The sequence below is a fragment of the Chitinophaga sp. genome, assembly GCF_019236475.1.
GTDB lineage: Bacteria > Bacteroidota > Bacteroidia > Chitinophagales > Chitinophagaceae > Chitinophaga.
Map to the genome: position 1 here is coordinate 192,813 of NZ_JAFAIX010000012.1, position 14,476 is coordinate 207,288.

The window sequence follows — 14,476 nt, forward strand, 5'->3', positions numbered from 1 at the left end:
AGTTTATGATTGTTAACGTTTAAAAGTCAAGCGGTAAGTACCTTCATTACCGGCGATATCTGTTACTTTCATCACCAATGTGTGTGTACCAGGTTGGCAATGTTCATCGAATGTATAAGTCAATACATTGCCTTTACGGGAGAACATCAACCATTTGCCATCTAGTTCTGCGCGATAACTTTTAATACCGCTTGCATCGCTCATCGCAAAGGAAATTTTCCCAGCTTTGGAAAGTACAGCTCCTGGTTTGATGCCCAGTGGCGTTACTTTAGGTGCAATGGTATCTATTTCCAGGTGGAATTTTCCGAAGTCGCGGAAGTTGCCAATATACCAGCCATTTTCCAGTTTAGTCGCGGAAGTGCTGCTCCCCTCTCCTTCTCTCACCATTACTACTTTGGATTGTAAGTCTTCCGGAATAGGTTTATTCGCTTTCAGTCTTACATCAAAATAATCGTGTACGGGTACCAGTGCGGTATGCAGTTGGTAATCGTTGGATTTATCTTTCGGGCCGTTAGCAGGAATTTCGGCGTAGCGGAAACAGATGTTATCGTAGAGGGCGCGTTCATCCAGGTAGAATTCCACCTGGTTGTTTTCAAAGATATTTTTAGCATCTGGATACATGGTGTTAGCGCAACTACGAGGTGCAGTTGGCTCGCCGGATTGTTGCAGGGCGAATTTCACCACGCTGGTATTCCCATATGCATCTTTCACCTGTATTTCCATCTGATGGACTGCGCCGTCAGAAAGATCAATGGTCCCATTGCCTTTTAGATCATGGTAGATATCCAGTTGATTACCTGGTAGAGAGAACATCAGTTGCAGGAAAGGACCACCGCTTTTCTTCACCTTGTAATCTATATGGGCATTGAGATAGCGTGTTTCGTCGTAACCGATATTATCTAATTCGAAATCGATATCCGGCTCATTATTGTGGATAAGGGTAGCCTCATAGATACCGTAAGTGTTTGGCACATTGTTCATGCGATCCACTGCAGTGAGGGCTAGTCCTGCTTTTGCAACATTTACATGGATAACCGGTTGTGTAGTCACATACGTGCTACCCACTTTTTTAACGGGTATCATGATGGGCTGTTGTTCGTAGATACTTCTATCCCGATCATATACCGCAATCCGGTAAACATCCGGAGCTTTGGTATCTGCGATATTAAAGCCAAATAACAGCGGGTTCAATGGTTTTTCCGTGGTAGTATTACGAATTTCGAAATGCAAGTGAGGGCCCGCAGAGCCACCGGTATTACCGGAATACGCCACCAGGTCTCCTTTGCGTACAGGGAATTTCCCTGCTGGAATTTCTATATCTGCCGCCCAACTTTCATTCTGATATTGCTGATGCTTGACGTATGACTGCAATGCAGGAAAGAAAGTGTTGAGGTGAGCATATACCGTAGTATAGCCGTTGGGGTGAGTGATGTAGAGTACGTTACCGAAGCCGGTATGGGACACTCCTATACGACTCACATAACCATCTGCCGCAGCATGTACAGGAAGATTTTCCTTTTGCTGGGTTTTGATGTCCATTCCAGAGTGAAAGTGATTGGGCCTGAGTTCACCGAAATTTCCGGCCAGCTCTATGGGAATATTCAGGGGGTTCCTGAAATAGCCCTGTGGGTAATTCTTCTCTACTCCGGGGGTCTGGGCATTTAACAAAGTCGGTAGTAAGCAAAATATTCCAATGACATTCTTCATAGCTGCAAATATAGCAATTCAGTGAGTCCATAAGTTACTGAATTGCGATCAATACTTCTACGTGTATTCGTCTACGTTATAAACCGACAAAGCTGCCGGCTTGTGGCCAGGCAGCTTACAGGGATAAATGAACAGACCTGCATACAAAGTCAACTGGATGCTCCGAATGGCGGAAGGAGTATCGTTACTAAGACTTCGTATCGGTGCTGGTTAGACACAGGAAGGCGGTCCTCCTGTGAAGAACATCGATAACATGAAACTACATTGTTGAAATACTTTTAGAAAACTGTTTGAGTACTGTCCTGTCTATTCCTTTATGTATAGGTGTGCCGAATAATGCAATAGGTATGCCAATTTATAAAACTATGTTAAAAGTAACATGTTTTAATATGATTACTTGATGTCTTAAAAATATATAATAATATCTTATTCAAATAGTTTGAAGTAAGTTTTATCCAGCACAATAAAACCTCAATGCTTTTCGTACATTAGTTGCCGCAAAAGAGGAAAAACACCGATGTCAATAAAGGTTTCAGCACTTACGAAAATATATGGAGAACAGAAGGCCGTAGACGCCATCTCCTTTGAACTGAAAAAAGGGGAAATAACTGGTTTTCTCGGGCCGAATGGTGCGGGTAAGTCGACCACCATGAAAATGATCACCGGCTACCTTCCTCCCACCAGTGGCAGTGCTACTGTTTGTGGTTTTGACATTGTGAAAGAATCCCTGGAGGTGCGTAAGCGCGTAGGCTATTTGCCGGAATCCAATCCCCTGTATTACGATATGTATGTGAAGGAATTCCTGGAATTCATGGCAGGGGTACATCATTTAGGGAAAGCAGCACCGAAAAGGATTACGGAAGTGATAGAAATGACAGGATTAACCCCGGAAAGCCGTAAAAAGCTGGGGGCCTTATCCAACGGTTATAAACAGCGTGTAGGCCTTGCCCACGCCCTGATACATGATCCGGAAGTCCTGATCCTGGACGAGCCTACCACCGGCTTGGATCCCAATCAACTGGCGGAGATCCGTCAACTCATTAAAAGTTTGGGGAAAGACAAAACAGTGGTGTTGTCTACCCATATCATGCAAGAGGTAGAAGCGTTGTGCGACAGGGTGATGATTATTAACAAAGGGAAGATTATTGCAGATGATAAGTTATCCGTACTGCAGCAAGCAGGCGGCAATACGGGGTATTTACAGGTAAGCTTCGGAGAGCCGGTAACGGTAGAAGAGCTGATGCAAATTGCCGGCGTTAGTCGGACAGAGGCCCTGGAAGGCAATAATTGGCGACTACATACCACTGAGGTGGAAGCAGTTAGAAAAAACCTGTTACAATTTGCTTTGATTAATAACCGGAACATACTTTCTTTGCAGAGCAATTCACAAAGCCTGGAAACCATATTCCGGGACCTGACGAAGTGATCCCCTGGTTTTTGCAATGTAATTGTAGATATTATTCGCTCATTATTAAGCGTTTACAGTACTAGCCATATAACAAATTTATAATTTACGAACTATGAGTATTATTTCAGAGATTCACGCCAGACAAATTCTGGATAGCCGCGGTAATCCTACAATTGAAGTAGACGTAACAACTGAAGATGGTCATTTTGGCCGTGCAGCAGTACCATCCGGCGCATCTACCGGTAAACACGAAGCAGTTGAACTGCGTGACAACGATAAGAGCGTTTACATGGGTAAAGGCGTACTGCAAGCAGTACAGAACGTGAACGAAATTATTGCTGAAGAACTGGTAGGCTGGGACGTAACTGACCAAGCTGGTATTGATAAAATGCTGATCGAACTGGACGGCACTCCAAATAAAGCGAAACTGGGCGCAAACGCAACCCTGGCAGTGAGCATGGCGGTAGCTAAAGCTGCTGCTGAAGAGTGCAACCAGCCACTGTACCGCTACCTCGGCGGTGTAAACGCTTTCACCCTTCCTGTTCCTTTGATGAACATCATCAACGGTGGCGTTCACGCTGATAACAAAATCGATTTCCAGGAATTCATGATCGTTCCTGTAGGTGCTCCTTCTTTCTCTGAAGGTCTGCGCTGGGGCGTGGAAGTATTCCACCACCTGAAATCAGTTCTGAAAAAGAAAGGTTACAGCACCAACGTAGGTGACGAAGGCGGTTTCGCTCCTGAAATCCAGAGCAACGAAGAAGCTATCGAAACTGTACTGGAAGCTATCAAAGCTGCTGGTTATGTTCCTGGCGAACAAATCGCTATCGCACTGGATGCGGCTTCTAGCGAAATGTTCAACGAAGCTGATAAAACCTATAAATTCTACAAAAGCTCTCAGAAAGTACTCTCCAGCGACGAAATGGTGGCTTACTGGGCTGAATGGTGCGCTAAATACCCAATCGTTTCTATCGAAGACGGTATGGCGGAAGATGACTGGGCTGGTTGGAAAAAACTGACAGAAGCTGTTGGCGCTAAAGTACAACTGGTAGGTGATGATCTGTTCGTTACTAACGTTAAACGTCTGAAAGAAGGTATCGACAATAACATCGCTAATAGCATCCTGATTAAAGTAAACCAAATCGGTACTGTTACTGAAACTATCGATGCCGTTAACATGGCACATAAAGCTGGTTACACTTCTATCATGAGCCACCGTTCTGGCGAAACTGAAGATACGACCATCGCTGACCTGGCAGTTGCCCTGAACTGCGGACAAATCAAAACCGGTTCTGCTTCCCGTACCGATCGTATGGCTAAGTACAATCAACTGCTCCGTATCGAAGAAGCACTGGAAACAAATGCTATTTACCCAGGTAAAAGCATCAAATTCGGTAAATAATCACTGCTATAGCAGTTAAAATACCAAAGAGGGCAGCAATATCCGCTGCCCTCTTTCTTTTGTAATTAGCCGTTTATTTGTATTTTGCAGTATGCCACAACTTAAATCCATAAGAGTACCTCGCATCTTAAAGAACTTCTTCTTTATTACTGGCGGCGCTTTTGTGTTGTGGATAGCCTTCCTGGATAAAACAAACCTGATGTACCAATACCAGTTCCAGTCTGAAGTGAATAAACTGGAATCTCAAAAAGCATTTTTCATCAGTGAAATCAAGAAAACCAAGGAAGAACAACAAGAGCTGTTGTCTAGCCCTGAAAAACTGGAAAAGTTTGCCAGAGAGAAATATTATATGAAAAAAGACAACGAAGATCTCTTTATCCTAACCCCTCCCCCTGCCGCTAAATAGCAGTCAACCCCATTGCATATCTCAAAAAATTACCTTAAATTAACAATAGATTCTGTACATCTGTCGTTTATATTAACGTCATACTATATTTCTTGTATTAAAAAAATAATGCATGAGTAATTTTACACAATCTGTACTTTCTAACCTGTGTCTTGTTACTGCCAGCGATTTAACGCCACTCAGTCAGCAGCAGCCAAGCCTGACCCAAGAAGTGGAAGAAAATCTGGAGCATGTGAGATCCACACTGAATACAGTTAGCTATTCCCCTCGGAAAGCCACGCTGCAGTTGATCTTCGATTATGCCGCCAACACTGGAGAACAAGAGCTGTAATTCGTATATACCATTCCGTTATGAGCTGATTCGCTACCCCAGACAAGCGAATGCAACTATCATTTTCTCTATCTTTACGGCATGACCAAAAAAGAGCGCTATGCATTTGTGCTGAACTATTTCGAAGCACATGCTCCAAATGCCGAAACAGAACTGATTTACGACAACCCATATCAACTACTCGTTGCCGTAATCCTGTCCGCCCAATGCACCGACAAACGGGTGAACATGACCACTCCTGCTATATTTGATAAATATCCGGACGTGGAAGCTTTGCGTCATGCCACATTCGATGAACTATTCCCCCTCATCAGAAGTATTAGCTATCCTAACAATAAAACCAAACACCTGATAGGCATGGCAAATATGGTAGTGGATGATTTTAACGGGGAGATACCAGACACTGTTGCCGAATTAGTTAAACTACCAGGCGTAGGGAGGAAAACAGCGAATGTGATTACTTCTGTGGTCCATCAACAGCCCAATATGGCGGTAGATACCCACGTATTCAGGGTTTCCGCCAGAATAGGTCTTACCACCAACGCTAAAACGCCCTTACAAGCAGAACAGCAACTGATTAAAAATATCCCGAAAGAAAAAATACATATCGCCCACCACTGGCTCATCCTGCATGGCCGATACATCTGTATTGCCAGGAATCCTAAGTGTGGAGAATGTCCGCTACGTCCTGCCTGTAAATACTATCAGCAGTTGATAAAAGCCAGTTAAATTTACGCCAGGCGCCAGCAGGCCACCAGCAAAACTCTTGAAACATCAATCGTTTTTAACGATCATCAAATTTTTGCTTTCTCATAACCTGATTTTATTATCTTATAGCATATTTAAGATACTACGTTATGAGAACCTCCACTGGATTACGCCTGTCATTCATGATGTTCCTGGAATTCTTTACCTGGGGCGCATGGTTTGTGACACTAGGCACCTTCGTCATCAATAATCTCGAAAAAACAACGGACAATGACATCAGCATTGCATTCCTGACACAGTCGTATGGCGCTGTCATTGCTCCCTTCATTGTAGGCATCCTGGCCGACCGCTTTTTCTCTGCACAAATAATGCTGGGCATTATCCATCTACTGGGTGCGGTACTATTGTGGTTTGCCGGCAACATGACCCATTTCGGGGCTTTCTACCCTATTTTACTGGTGTATATGGTTATGTATATGCCCACCCTCGCATTGGTCAATTCCATCTCCTTCCGACAAATGAAAGATCCTGGCAAACAGTTCGCGATTGTCAGGGTATTTGGTACTGCCGGCTGGATCGTCGCCGGACTGATCATTGGTCAGTTGGGTTGGGAAAAAGGCCACCAATTACAATTAACCTTTAAAATGGCAGCCGTATCCTCTCTCATCCTAGGCTGCTACAGCTTTTCCTTACCTGCTACGCCTCCATTGAAAAAAGGCAGTAAAATTAATATCCGGGAAATCCTCGGACTAGATGCCATCGGCATGCTGAAAGATCCCTCCTATCGTACCTTCTTTGTGGCCTCGATACTTATCTGTATTCCACTAGCATTTTATTACAACTTCACGAATCCATTCCTGAATGAAATAGGAATGGAGGCTGCCGCATCCAAACAATCACTCGGACAGGTGTCTGAAGTGCTGTTCATGATGATAATCCCCTTTCTTTTCCACCGACTCGGTGTGAAATGGATGTTGGGGATTGGTATGCTAGCGTGGGGCCTTCGGTACACGCTCTTTGCGCATGGCGACATCAACGCCCATTATTGGATGCTCATTGTAGGAATACTACTGCATGGTGTTTGTTATGATTTCTTCTTTGTGACGGGGCAGATTTATACGGACCGTAAGGCAGGAGAAAAATTCAAAAGTTCCGCCCAGGGCTTCGTGACATTGGCTACCTATGGCGTAGGTATGCTGATAGGGTTTCTGCTGAGTGGCCCTATAGTGGAGAAATACAGAACAGGTCCATCTTCCCACGACTGGCAAACCATCTGGATGATTCCAGCCGGTATTGCAGTGGGTGTGTTAATACTATTTGTAATCGCATTCAAGGATAAGCAAAATGATCAACCAGTAGTTATAAACCATTAATCAACGGTACTATGGCAAAGATAGCAATGCTTGGCTCGGGCTTTATCGGGCGTTTTTATGCGGACTCGTTGCAGGGGCAGCGAAGCAGAGACAAAATCGTGAGCATTTATTCCCGTCGGGAAGAAAGTGCGCAACAATTTGCGAAAGATTACCAGGTAGCGCATTGGACTACCGATATGGAAGCCGCCATCGCCCATGCAGAAACAGAGGTGGTATGTGTATCTCTTCCTAATAATCTGCACGAAACGGCTGTTTTGCTCTGCTGCAAGCATAAAAAGGCTGTTATCTGCACCAAACCTTTGGGTAGAAATGCAGCCGAAGCAAAACGAATGCTGGAAGCGGTAGAAAAGGCCGGTATTTTCCATGGATACCTGGAAGACCTAGTGTATACCCCAAAATTCCTGAAAGCCCTGGAAAGCGTCCAAAATGGGGCATTAGGACGTATCCTCTGGGCTAAGTCAAGAGAAACCCATCCTGGCCCACATAGTGAATGGTTTTGGGACAAAGAACAGGCTGGCGGGGGGTGTATCCTCGACCTGGGTTGTCATTGCGTAGAAATAGCGCGTAGTTTTATTGGGAAAGACATCAAACCCTTGGAAGTAATGTGCTGGGCGGATACGCAAGTGAAGCCTATAGATGCCGAAGATCATGCCATTGGGCTGGTGAAATATGAAACCGGCGCCATTGGGCAGTTTGAAGTTAGCTGGACTTTCCGTGGCGGCTTGGATCTGCGGGATGAAGTAATGGGTACAGAAGGAACCATTTGGCTGAACAGCTTTCTACGTACAGGTTTTGATATGTTTACCACTGGGAAAGGGGCAGATTATGTTGCGGAGAAGGCCGAATCAAATAGCGGCTGGCTGTTCCCTGTGGGTGATGAGCTGAACGAACTGGGCTACAATCACATGTTTACTGATATGTTCAATGCGATGGAAGCCGGAAAGGCAGCAAGGGAAACATTCTACGACGGATATGTAGTCAACGCCATACTGGACGCAGCTTATAAAAGTGCCGCCACCAAGCAATGGGAACCAGTACAGTTGGATGTTTGGCGAGGAAAGGAAGGTGTTACAAAAGAGAAAACGCAACATGATTACGATGCACAATATTACCTCGTAAAGGAAGAGATGACACATTTCGGCGCGAGGAAGCTCATCCTGAAAGACAAGGTATCAGGACAGATCATCGAGAAAACGATAGATTAATATTTAAACCCCCAATGAGCGCAGGACTTCGCAAAATGTAATTAATAAGTTCTTCTTGCGAAGTTCCGCGCTTCGCGCGGCTACTAACGCGGACAGAGCGGATTACTTCTTGATTAATCCTTTTGATTGATAGAATGAAAAGCCGCTATCTAGTAGTAGTCGGATAGCTTTCATCACGGCATCTTCTCCGGATTTAATGTGAAAACAGGACTTCCCTTTCAGCATTTTCTTCAGTGCATCTGGAATGTCCGTGAATTCAGTTGGATGTGAATAAATGGGAAAGAAATACAGTGCAACGTATTTCTCATAAGCAGCAACACCTGCGAAGTACAATTCCGGATAATTTTTTCCGAAAAGTTCAACACTATGAGGGTAGTACATGTCGTACCGATTATTGTTTCCCTCAGCTCTTGGAGTTAGCGGCGGTACATAATTATCCAACAGCATATGGATGCTGCTGTAAATATCAGGAATGGAAGCAGTCATAAATAATGATCAACTACTTTTTACAATAATGGCTTTTCCGAAAGTATGATCTACCTCCACCTGCACCAATGTTCCATTATCATACTTATAAATATTTTTCTTTCCTTCTGGTAATTGGAGTTCGTATGATCCATCTCCCAGGGCTTTTAGCGGGAGGAATTTCCCTAGTGTCTCAGAAAACGTACGGGTGATGTGTTTCGGTTCGCTGAAATACAGGTCGCCAACACAATGCTGAATTTCTGTATTTCCCAGCACGCTTCTCTCTCCATTCATCACGATTGTATAAGCATTACCTTCTTTTCGTGTTGTTGTCAGTTTATCATCCCCATTTTTTCCTGTAACCCTGGAGGATTTAGCCTGGGTCAGAATGTTATGAGAATATTCAGTGGTGATAATGCTATTCACTTTAGACAGCATCACTTGAATATGTGTTTGAATGCTGATCGATTTTTCATGGCCATTTACATTTTGCCGGGCCTCTATGGTTCCCACGGCATGGTTGGCGATTCTTACTTCATAGGTATTCGTCTGTGCCATGGCAGGCGAAGACACTACAGCTAGTATGCAAAGCAATACACGAAAAAGGCTGTTCATAAACATGTACTTGAAACTGAATAATAAGTGAAGATGTAGCTGTAATAATCTTCATATTGTTAAAGTACAAAAAAATCTTCGGTTTTATAGGCATAAAAAAAGGGAAAGTTCGCGATGAGCTTACTTTCCCTGTAAATCATATTAAAGTGTTATTACCTTAAGCGAGCATTTCTCTGATTTTGGTAACCAGTTCTCCTTTAGTGATAGGAACACCCATAATTTTATTATATCCCTGTGCATCAATAAGATATTGATCGCGGATGATTTTGATCAGTTGACCATTGTTGATTTCCGGGATCAATACTTTATCGTAGCTGTGAAGAATTTCGGCCAGATTTTTCGGGAACGGACGTAGGTGACGCAGGTGTGCATGAGCTACCTGGTGTCCTTCTGTCAGCAGTTCCAGCACTGCGCTTTTAATAGCACCGAAGGTAGAACCCCATCCCAATACCAGTACTTTACCTTTTTCAGGACCTACTTCTATTTTCTGTAATGGAATATGATCAGCGATTTTATCTACTTTTTCTTGGCGGATTTTCACCATTACCTGGTGGTTTTCCGGATCGTAGCTCACATTACCCGTGATATTCTGTTTTTCCAGACCACCGATACGGTGTTCCAGTCCTGGTGTACCAGGAACGGCCCAAGGGCGAACCAGGTTTTCATCGCGTTGGTAAGGCATGAATTGTTCCTCACCTTCAGCCAGACCAGTTTTAAATTTCACGTTGATGGGCTGCAGATCGGCTGCTTTAGGGAAGCGCCAAGGTTCAGCACCGTTAGCGATATAACCGTCACTCAGGAAGATCACCGGTGTCATATGCTGTACGGAGATACGGAAAGCTTCATAAATAGCATCAAAGCAATCCGCAGGCGTTGAAGCAGAGATCACTGGCATCGGACATTCCCCATTACGGCCATAATAAGCTTGCAGGAGGTCGGATTGTTCTGTTTTGGTAGGCAAGCCTGTAGAAGGGCCTCCGCGTTGAATATCCACAATCAGCAGCGGGATTTCCAGCATGACAGCCAGACCCATTGCTTCCCCTTTCAGGGCTACACCAGGGCCAGAAGTAGTAGTAATCCCCATATGACCACCATAGGAAGCACCGATAGCAGAAGTGATACCTGCGATTTCGTCTTCCGCTTGGAAGGTACGTATACCGAAGTTTTTGAGTTTACTCAGTTCATGGAGGATATCAGAAGCTGGCGTAATAGGATAAGTACCCAAGAACAGCGGCAGGTTAGCTTTTTGAGAAGCGGCCACCAGACCATAAGCAAGGGCGGTATTACCAGTAATACTGCGGTAAGTACCTGGTTCCATACGAGCTTTTTCCACGCGGTATCTGGTACTGAAAGCTTCCACTGTTTCGGCGAAGTTATAGCCAGCGTGGAGTACTTTCAGGTTAGAATCCAGGATATCCTGTTTTTTACCGAATTTATCACGAAGGAAGTTCTCTGTGCTATCCATGTTACGGTCGTATAACCAGTACAGGAAGCCCAGGACGAACATATTTTTGGCGCGATCTTTTTCTTTCATGCCCAGGGTCGTGTCTTTCAATGCCTCGCGGGTCATTTTGGTCACGTCCATGGTATGTAATTGGTAATCTACCAGGGAGCCGTCTTCCAGGGGATTTACGCCATCCGGGTAGTTGGCGAGGCGGAGGTTTTTCGAGTCAAAACCATCCGTATTGGCGATGATGATACCACCTTTTTTCAGTCCTTTCAGGTTAGCTTTCAGGGCGGCGGCATTCATGGCTACGAGTACATCGCAGGCATCGCCGGGGGTGAATATACGATTAGAGGAGAAATGGAGCTGGAATCCACTCACACCTGCCAGGGTTCCTTGCGGCGCGCGGATTTCAGCAGGGAAATCCGGGAAGGTACTCAGGTCATTACCAATCAGGGCAGTATTATTGGAAAACTGACTACCTGTAAGCTGCATACCATCACCACTGTCGCCTGCAAATTTTATCACTACATCTTCCAACTGTTGAATCGAAGTATTAGGCATCTATAGTTCTTTTTAGGTATTCTGTATTAGGGTGTAAATTTAGGCAATCGGGAGGTAGTAATCCCTATCTAAAATGAATTTACATATCCTTGTACACAAAAGTACACAAAACCAGTAGACTATCCCACCCTGAAATGCTGATTATCATTACTTCTTGTTATGGGTTATAACTAGAAGTTATTCTCTTCCCAAATGCTAATATTTTTACAAAAGATATATGTATAATGAGTAGGTATCAGGAGTAATTAGTAAATTGGCATTTAAATTTAAACTATTTTTTATGGCACTATTTCAATCGAACAACCCTGTACTGAAGGAAAGTATGTTTGGCCAGTCGGCTCAGCAGGGAGAGGCCATGACCATCCGTGGTACCGTTAACAAGATGTCATTTTTGCTGGTATTGCTCATTGCAGCAGCTGTATTTTCATGGGGTCAGTTTACCATGGGTACGGGTAATGCATTCCCGCTGATGATCGGAGGCGCTATAGGCGGTTTCATACTTGCACTGATAATCATTTTTAAGAAAGAGTGGGCGGGATATCTTGCACCAGCATATGCACTGGCAGAAGGTTTATTCCTGGGCGCTATTTCTGCGGTATATAATGCACAATCCGGCGGTATCGTAATGCAGGCAGTAGGTCTGACTTTCGGTACATTCATCGCGATGTTGATATTGTATCGTGCTGGTATCATCCGTGCAACAGAGCGATTCAAATCTATCATTATTACTGCTACTGCAGGTATTGCGATCTTCTATCTGATTGCGATAGTGCTGCGTATGTTCCATATTCAAATGCCACTGATTTACGATAGTGGTATGATTGGTATTGGATTTTCGCTGGTAGTGGTAGCCATTGCAGCGTTAAATCTGATTTTAGATTTTGACATGATAGAGCAGGGTGCTGCCCAAGGTGCTCCTAAATACTTCGAGTGGTATGCATCTTTTGGTTTGATGGTTACCCTGGTATGGTTATACCTTGAAATCCTGCGCTTGTTGAGCAAATTGAACAAACGCTAGTAATAGAAACAATATTTACAGTAAAGGGTCCCATCGTTCATAGCGGTGGGACTTTTTTTATTTTGTTAAGATCTTTCAAAAGAAATGTTAAATGGGAACCATCTGGATTTTATGGCACCGTAATTGCAAAATTGATAAATAGTTAAGCATTAAAGTACAATTATAGCCAAAGAGCAATAGTTGGTTTTCATAGGGGTTAATCAAAAGCCGGCCGTATCTCTATACGGCCGGCTTCTTTTTTTCGTTAATGGATAGTTATCCTCACTGTTTCTTTTTTTCAAATAATAGGGGTATAAGATGAACATTGCGTCTTATAATAAAACGCAGCATGTTATTCACCAGTAAGATTGCCAGCATTAAGAGCACAGTCTTAATAACCTATGTTTCTCTGGGGATTGGTTGGATATTGCTAATGATGGTGATATTCCGCTTTATTCTTTAGTAGTGAAGCCGGCTAGGCTGTAACGGCCGGTGGAACTACAGGAGATAACTTATATTCCTGCACTGTTATGCGCTAGGCGCAAAAAAGGGCCCGTTTGCAGACGGACCCTTTTCATTTTTATGTTTAGGCTAGTGCTATTATCAAGCGCCGCCCAGTTTGCATTTCTGCAGTACTTCCCATGATTTGCCGTTGTGGCGGAGGAAGTACAGGTTATTAACCTTAAAGGTAGCCTGGTACTCTTTGTTTTCGTATTCAGGCCATGCTTTATTGAACTGCTCATCGTCGAGGTCTTTGAAGGCCACGGTAACGTGAGGAGTGAATCCTGTGCGGGCCAGCATAGTACTGAAACCAAATTCCTTGCGGAGGAAGTTGATCAGTTGACGGTGCATTGCCGACATGGTTTCGCTTTTTTCCACATTGATGAAGAGTACGCGGTTTTGTTTGTTAGGGAAGGTACCGTAACCGTTGAGGGACACTTCGAAAGGAGCCTGTGTTTTAGCAAACTCAGTGAGTTCATCACAGAATGCTTTTTCCAGTGCAGGATCAGCGGTGAAAGGCACCTGCAGGGTGATATGGGGCAGTACTTTCAGTGCGTACATTGGACCATATTGTTCTGCAAATTCCTGTTTAATTTTTATGATTTCTTTGCCTACTTCAGCAGTTGGAAGCAGGGCGATAAAGTAAATTTTATTGTCTGGTTTTGGCTCGAATTTTCTGCGCTGCATGCCAGGGCGTCCGCCACGATTGTAGCCACCGCCACCGCCGCCGCGATCATAACCACCGCCGCCACCGCCACGGTTGTATCCACCGCCGCCACCGCCGCGATCATAGCCACCACCGCCACCGCGGTTGTAACCACCACCACCGCCATCATGGTTGTATCCACCGCCGCCGCCGCGATCGTAGCCACCACCGCCACCGCGGTTGTAACCACCACCACCGCCATCACGGTTGTATCCACCACCACCGCCGCCGCGATCGTAGCCACCACCGCCACGGTTATAGCCACCACCACCTTCACGGTTGTAGCCACCACCACCTTCGCGATTGTAGCCGCCACCGCCTTCACGGTTATAGCCGCCACCGCCTTCACGGTTGTAGTTGTTGTTGCGATCGTAACCACCGCCTTCACGGTTATAGCCACCACCACCATCGCGATAGCTGTCACGATTGTAATCGCGCTGGCGATATCCGCCATCACGGTCTCCATTGTAGCTAGGACGGCCTTCGCGGTCCCCGCTGTTGTAGTCGGGTTTTCCACCTTCCCGCTCACTGTTTAAATTGGGTTTGAATTCGCCCCTCTCCTTATTGGGATCATTCTCTTTGTTGGTATCAGAAGAGTAGGGCCTGCGGGGGCGTTCGTTTCTCTCAAAATTCATCTTACTTAA

Annotated in this window: 13 protein-coding genes; 8 read left to right on the plus strand and 5 right to left on the minus strand. The window is 44.8% G+C overall.

All coding sequences use genetic code 11. From position 1 onward, the window contains the following. Window positions 1-12: 12 nt before the first annotated feature. Entirely contained in the window at window positions 13-1,707 is a 1,695-nt protein-coding gene (locus JO154_RS16865) for a peptidoglycan DD-metalloendopeptidase family protein (protein ID WP_291947627.1), read from the minus strand. A 517-nt stretch (window positions 1,708-2,224) separates the two neighbouring features. Here JO154_RS16865 and gldA point away from each other — a divergent pair. The 7 genes from gldA (at window position 2,225) to JO154_RS16900 (ending at window position 8,540) form a co-directional block, all read left to right on the plus strand. Continuing rightward, complete coding sequence (gldA, locus tag JO154_RS16870; protein WP_291947629.1) at window positions 2,225-3,133, plus strand: gliding motility-associated ABC transporter ATP-binding subunit GldA; 909 nt, start codon at window positions 2,225-2,227, stop codon at window positions 3,131-3,133. A gap of 94 nt (window positions 3,134-3,227) precedes the next feature. Next, window positions 3,228-4,517 carry a phosphopyruvate hydratase gene (eno, locus tag JO154_RS16875; RefSeq protein WP_291947631.1) on the plus strand — a complete coding sequence of 430 codons (1,290 nt, stop codon included), beginning with the start codon at window positions 3,228-3,230 and terminating at the stop codon, window positions 4,515-4,517. Between the two features lie 91 nt (window positions 4,518-4,608). Then, a complete protein-coding gene (locus tag JO154_RS16880) occupies window positions 4,609-4,923 on the plus strand; it encodes a septum formation initiator family protein (protein WP_291947633.1) in 315 nt (104 codons plus the stop codon). 112 nt (window positions 4,924-5,035) lie between these two features. After that, window positions 5,036-5,254 carry a hypothetical protein gene (locus tag JO154_RS16885; RefSeq protein WP_291947634.1) on the plus strand — a complete coding sequence of 73 codons (219 nt, stop codon included), beginning with the start codon at window positions 5,036-5,038 and terminating at the stop codon, window positions 5,252-5,254. 81 nt (window positions 5,255-5,335) lie between these two features. Beyond that, window positions 5,336-5,983, plus strand: a complete 648-nt coding sequence (gene nth, locus JO154_RS16890; RefSeq protein WP_291947635.1) for an endonuclease III — start codon at window positions 5,336-5,338, stop codon at window positions 5,981-5,983. 128 nt (window positions 5,984-6,111) lie between these two features. After that, window positions 6,112-7,335 (plus strand): nucleoside permease, encoded by a 1,224-nt coding sequence (locus tag JO154_RS16895; protein ID WP_291947636.1) that lies wholly within the window; start codon window positions 6,112-6,114, stop codon window positions 7,333-7,335. Between the two features lie 11 nt (window positions 7,336-7,346). Further along, window positions 7,347-8,540, plus strand: a complete 1,194-nt coding sequence (locus JO154_RS16900; RefSeq protein WP_291947637.1) for a Gfo/Idh/MocA family oxidoreductase — start codon at window positions 7,347-7,349, stop codon at window positions 8,538-8,540. 102 nt (window positions 8,541-8,642) lie between these two features. On the opposite strand, the gene JO154_RS16905 is transcribed toward JO154_RS16900, so the two are convergent. From JO154_RS16905 to JO154_RS16915, 3 genes are all read right to left on the minus strand, one after another. After that, complete coding sequence (locus JO154_RS16905; protein ID WP_291947638.1) at window positions 8,643-9,026, minus strand: hypothetical protein; 384 nt, start codon at window positions 9,024-9,026, stop codon at window positions 8,643-8,645. Between the two features lie 9 nt (window positions 9,027-9,035). Continuing rightward, a complete protein-coding gene (locus JO154_RS16910; RefSeq protein WP_291947640.1) occupies window positions 9,036-9,620 on the minus strand; it encodes a DUF6134 family protein in 585 nt (194 codons plus the stop codon). Between the two features lie 157 nt (window positions 9,621-9,777). After that, a complete protein-coding gene (locus JO154_RS16915) occupies window positions 9,778-11,628 on the minus strand; it encodes a 2-oxoacid:acceptor oxidoreductase subunit alpha (RefSeq protein ID WP_291947642.1) in 1,851 nt (616 codons plus the stop codon). A gap of 280 nt (window positions 11,629-11,908) precedes the next feature. Here JO154_RS16915 and JO154_RS16920 point away from each other — a divergent pair, with 280 nt between their 5' ends. Next, window positions 11,909-12,646 carry a Bax inhibitor-1/YccA family protein gene (locus JO154_RS16920; protein WP_291947645.1) on the plus strand — a complete coding sequence of 246 codons (738 nt, stop codon included), beginning with the start codon at window positions 11,909-11,911 and terminating at the stop codon, window positions 12,644-12,646. A 582-nt stretch (window positions 12,647-13,228) separates the two neighbouring features. On the opposite strand, the gene JO154_RS16925 is transcribed toward JO154_RS16920, so the two are convergent. After that, window positions 13,229-14,467, minus strand: a complete 1,239-nt coding sequence (locus JO154_RS16925) for a 2'-5' RNA ligase family protein (RefSeq protein WP_291947647.1) — start codon at window positions 14,465-14,467, stop codon at window positions 13,229-13,231. Window positions 14,468-14,476: the final 9 nt, after the last annotated feature.

Bases quoted from the DNA above. Each gene is read 5' to 3' on its own strand.
- JO154_RS16865 (WP_291947627.1), bottom strand. From the start codon at position 1,707: ATGAAGAATGTCATTGGAATATTTTGCTTACTACCGACTTTGTTAAAT.
- JO154_RS16900 (WP_291947637.1), top strand. From the start codon at position 7,347: ATGGCAAAGATAGCAATGCTTGGCTCGGGCTTTATCGGGCGTTTTTAT.
- JO154_RS16915 (WP_291947642.1), bottom strand. From the start codon at position 11,628: ATGCCTAATACTTCGATTCAACAGTTGGAAGATGTAGTGATAAAATTT.
- JO154_RS16925 (WP_291947647.1), bottom strand. From the start codon at position 14,467: ATGAATTTTGAGAGAAACGAACGCCCCCGCAGGCCCTACTCTTCTGAT.
- JO154_RS16885 (WP_291947634.1), top strand. From the start codon at position 5,036: ATGAGTAATTTTACACAATCTGTACTTTCTAACCTGTGTCTTGTTACT.
- nth (WP_291947635.1), top strand. From the start codon at position 5,336: ATGACCAAAAAAGAGCGCTATGCATTTGTGCTGAACTATTTCGAAGCA.
- JO154_RS16895 (WP_291947636.1), top strand. From the start codon at position 6,112: ATGAGAACCTCCACTGGATTACGCCTGTCATTCATGATGTTCCTGGAA.
- JO154_RS16880 (WP_291947633.1), top strand. From the start codon at position 4,609: ATGCCACAACTTAAATCCATAAGAGTACCTCGCATCTTAAAGAACTTC.
- JO154_RS16920 (WP_291947645.1), top strand. From the start codon at position 11,909: ATGGCACTATTTCAATCGAACAACCCTGTACTGAAGGAAAGTATGTTT.
- eno (WP_291947631.1), top strand. From the start codon at position 3,228: ATGAGTATTATTTCAGAGATTCACGCCAGACAAATTCTGGATAGCCGC.
- gldA (WP_291947629.1), top strand. From the start codon at position 2,225: ATGTCAATAAAGGTTTCAGCACTTACGAAAATATATGGAGAACAGAAG.
- JO154_RS16910 (WP_291947640.1), bottom strand. From the start codon at position 9,620: ATGAACAGCCTTTTTCGTGTATTGCTTTGCATACTAGCTGTAGTGTCT.
- JO154_RS16905 (WP_291947638.1), bottom strand. From the start codon at position 9,026: ATGACTGCTTCCATTCCTGATATTTACAGCAGCATCCATATGCTGTTG.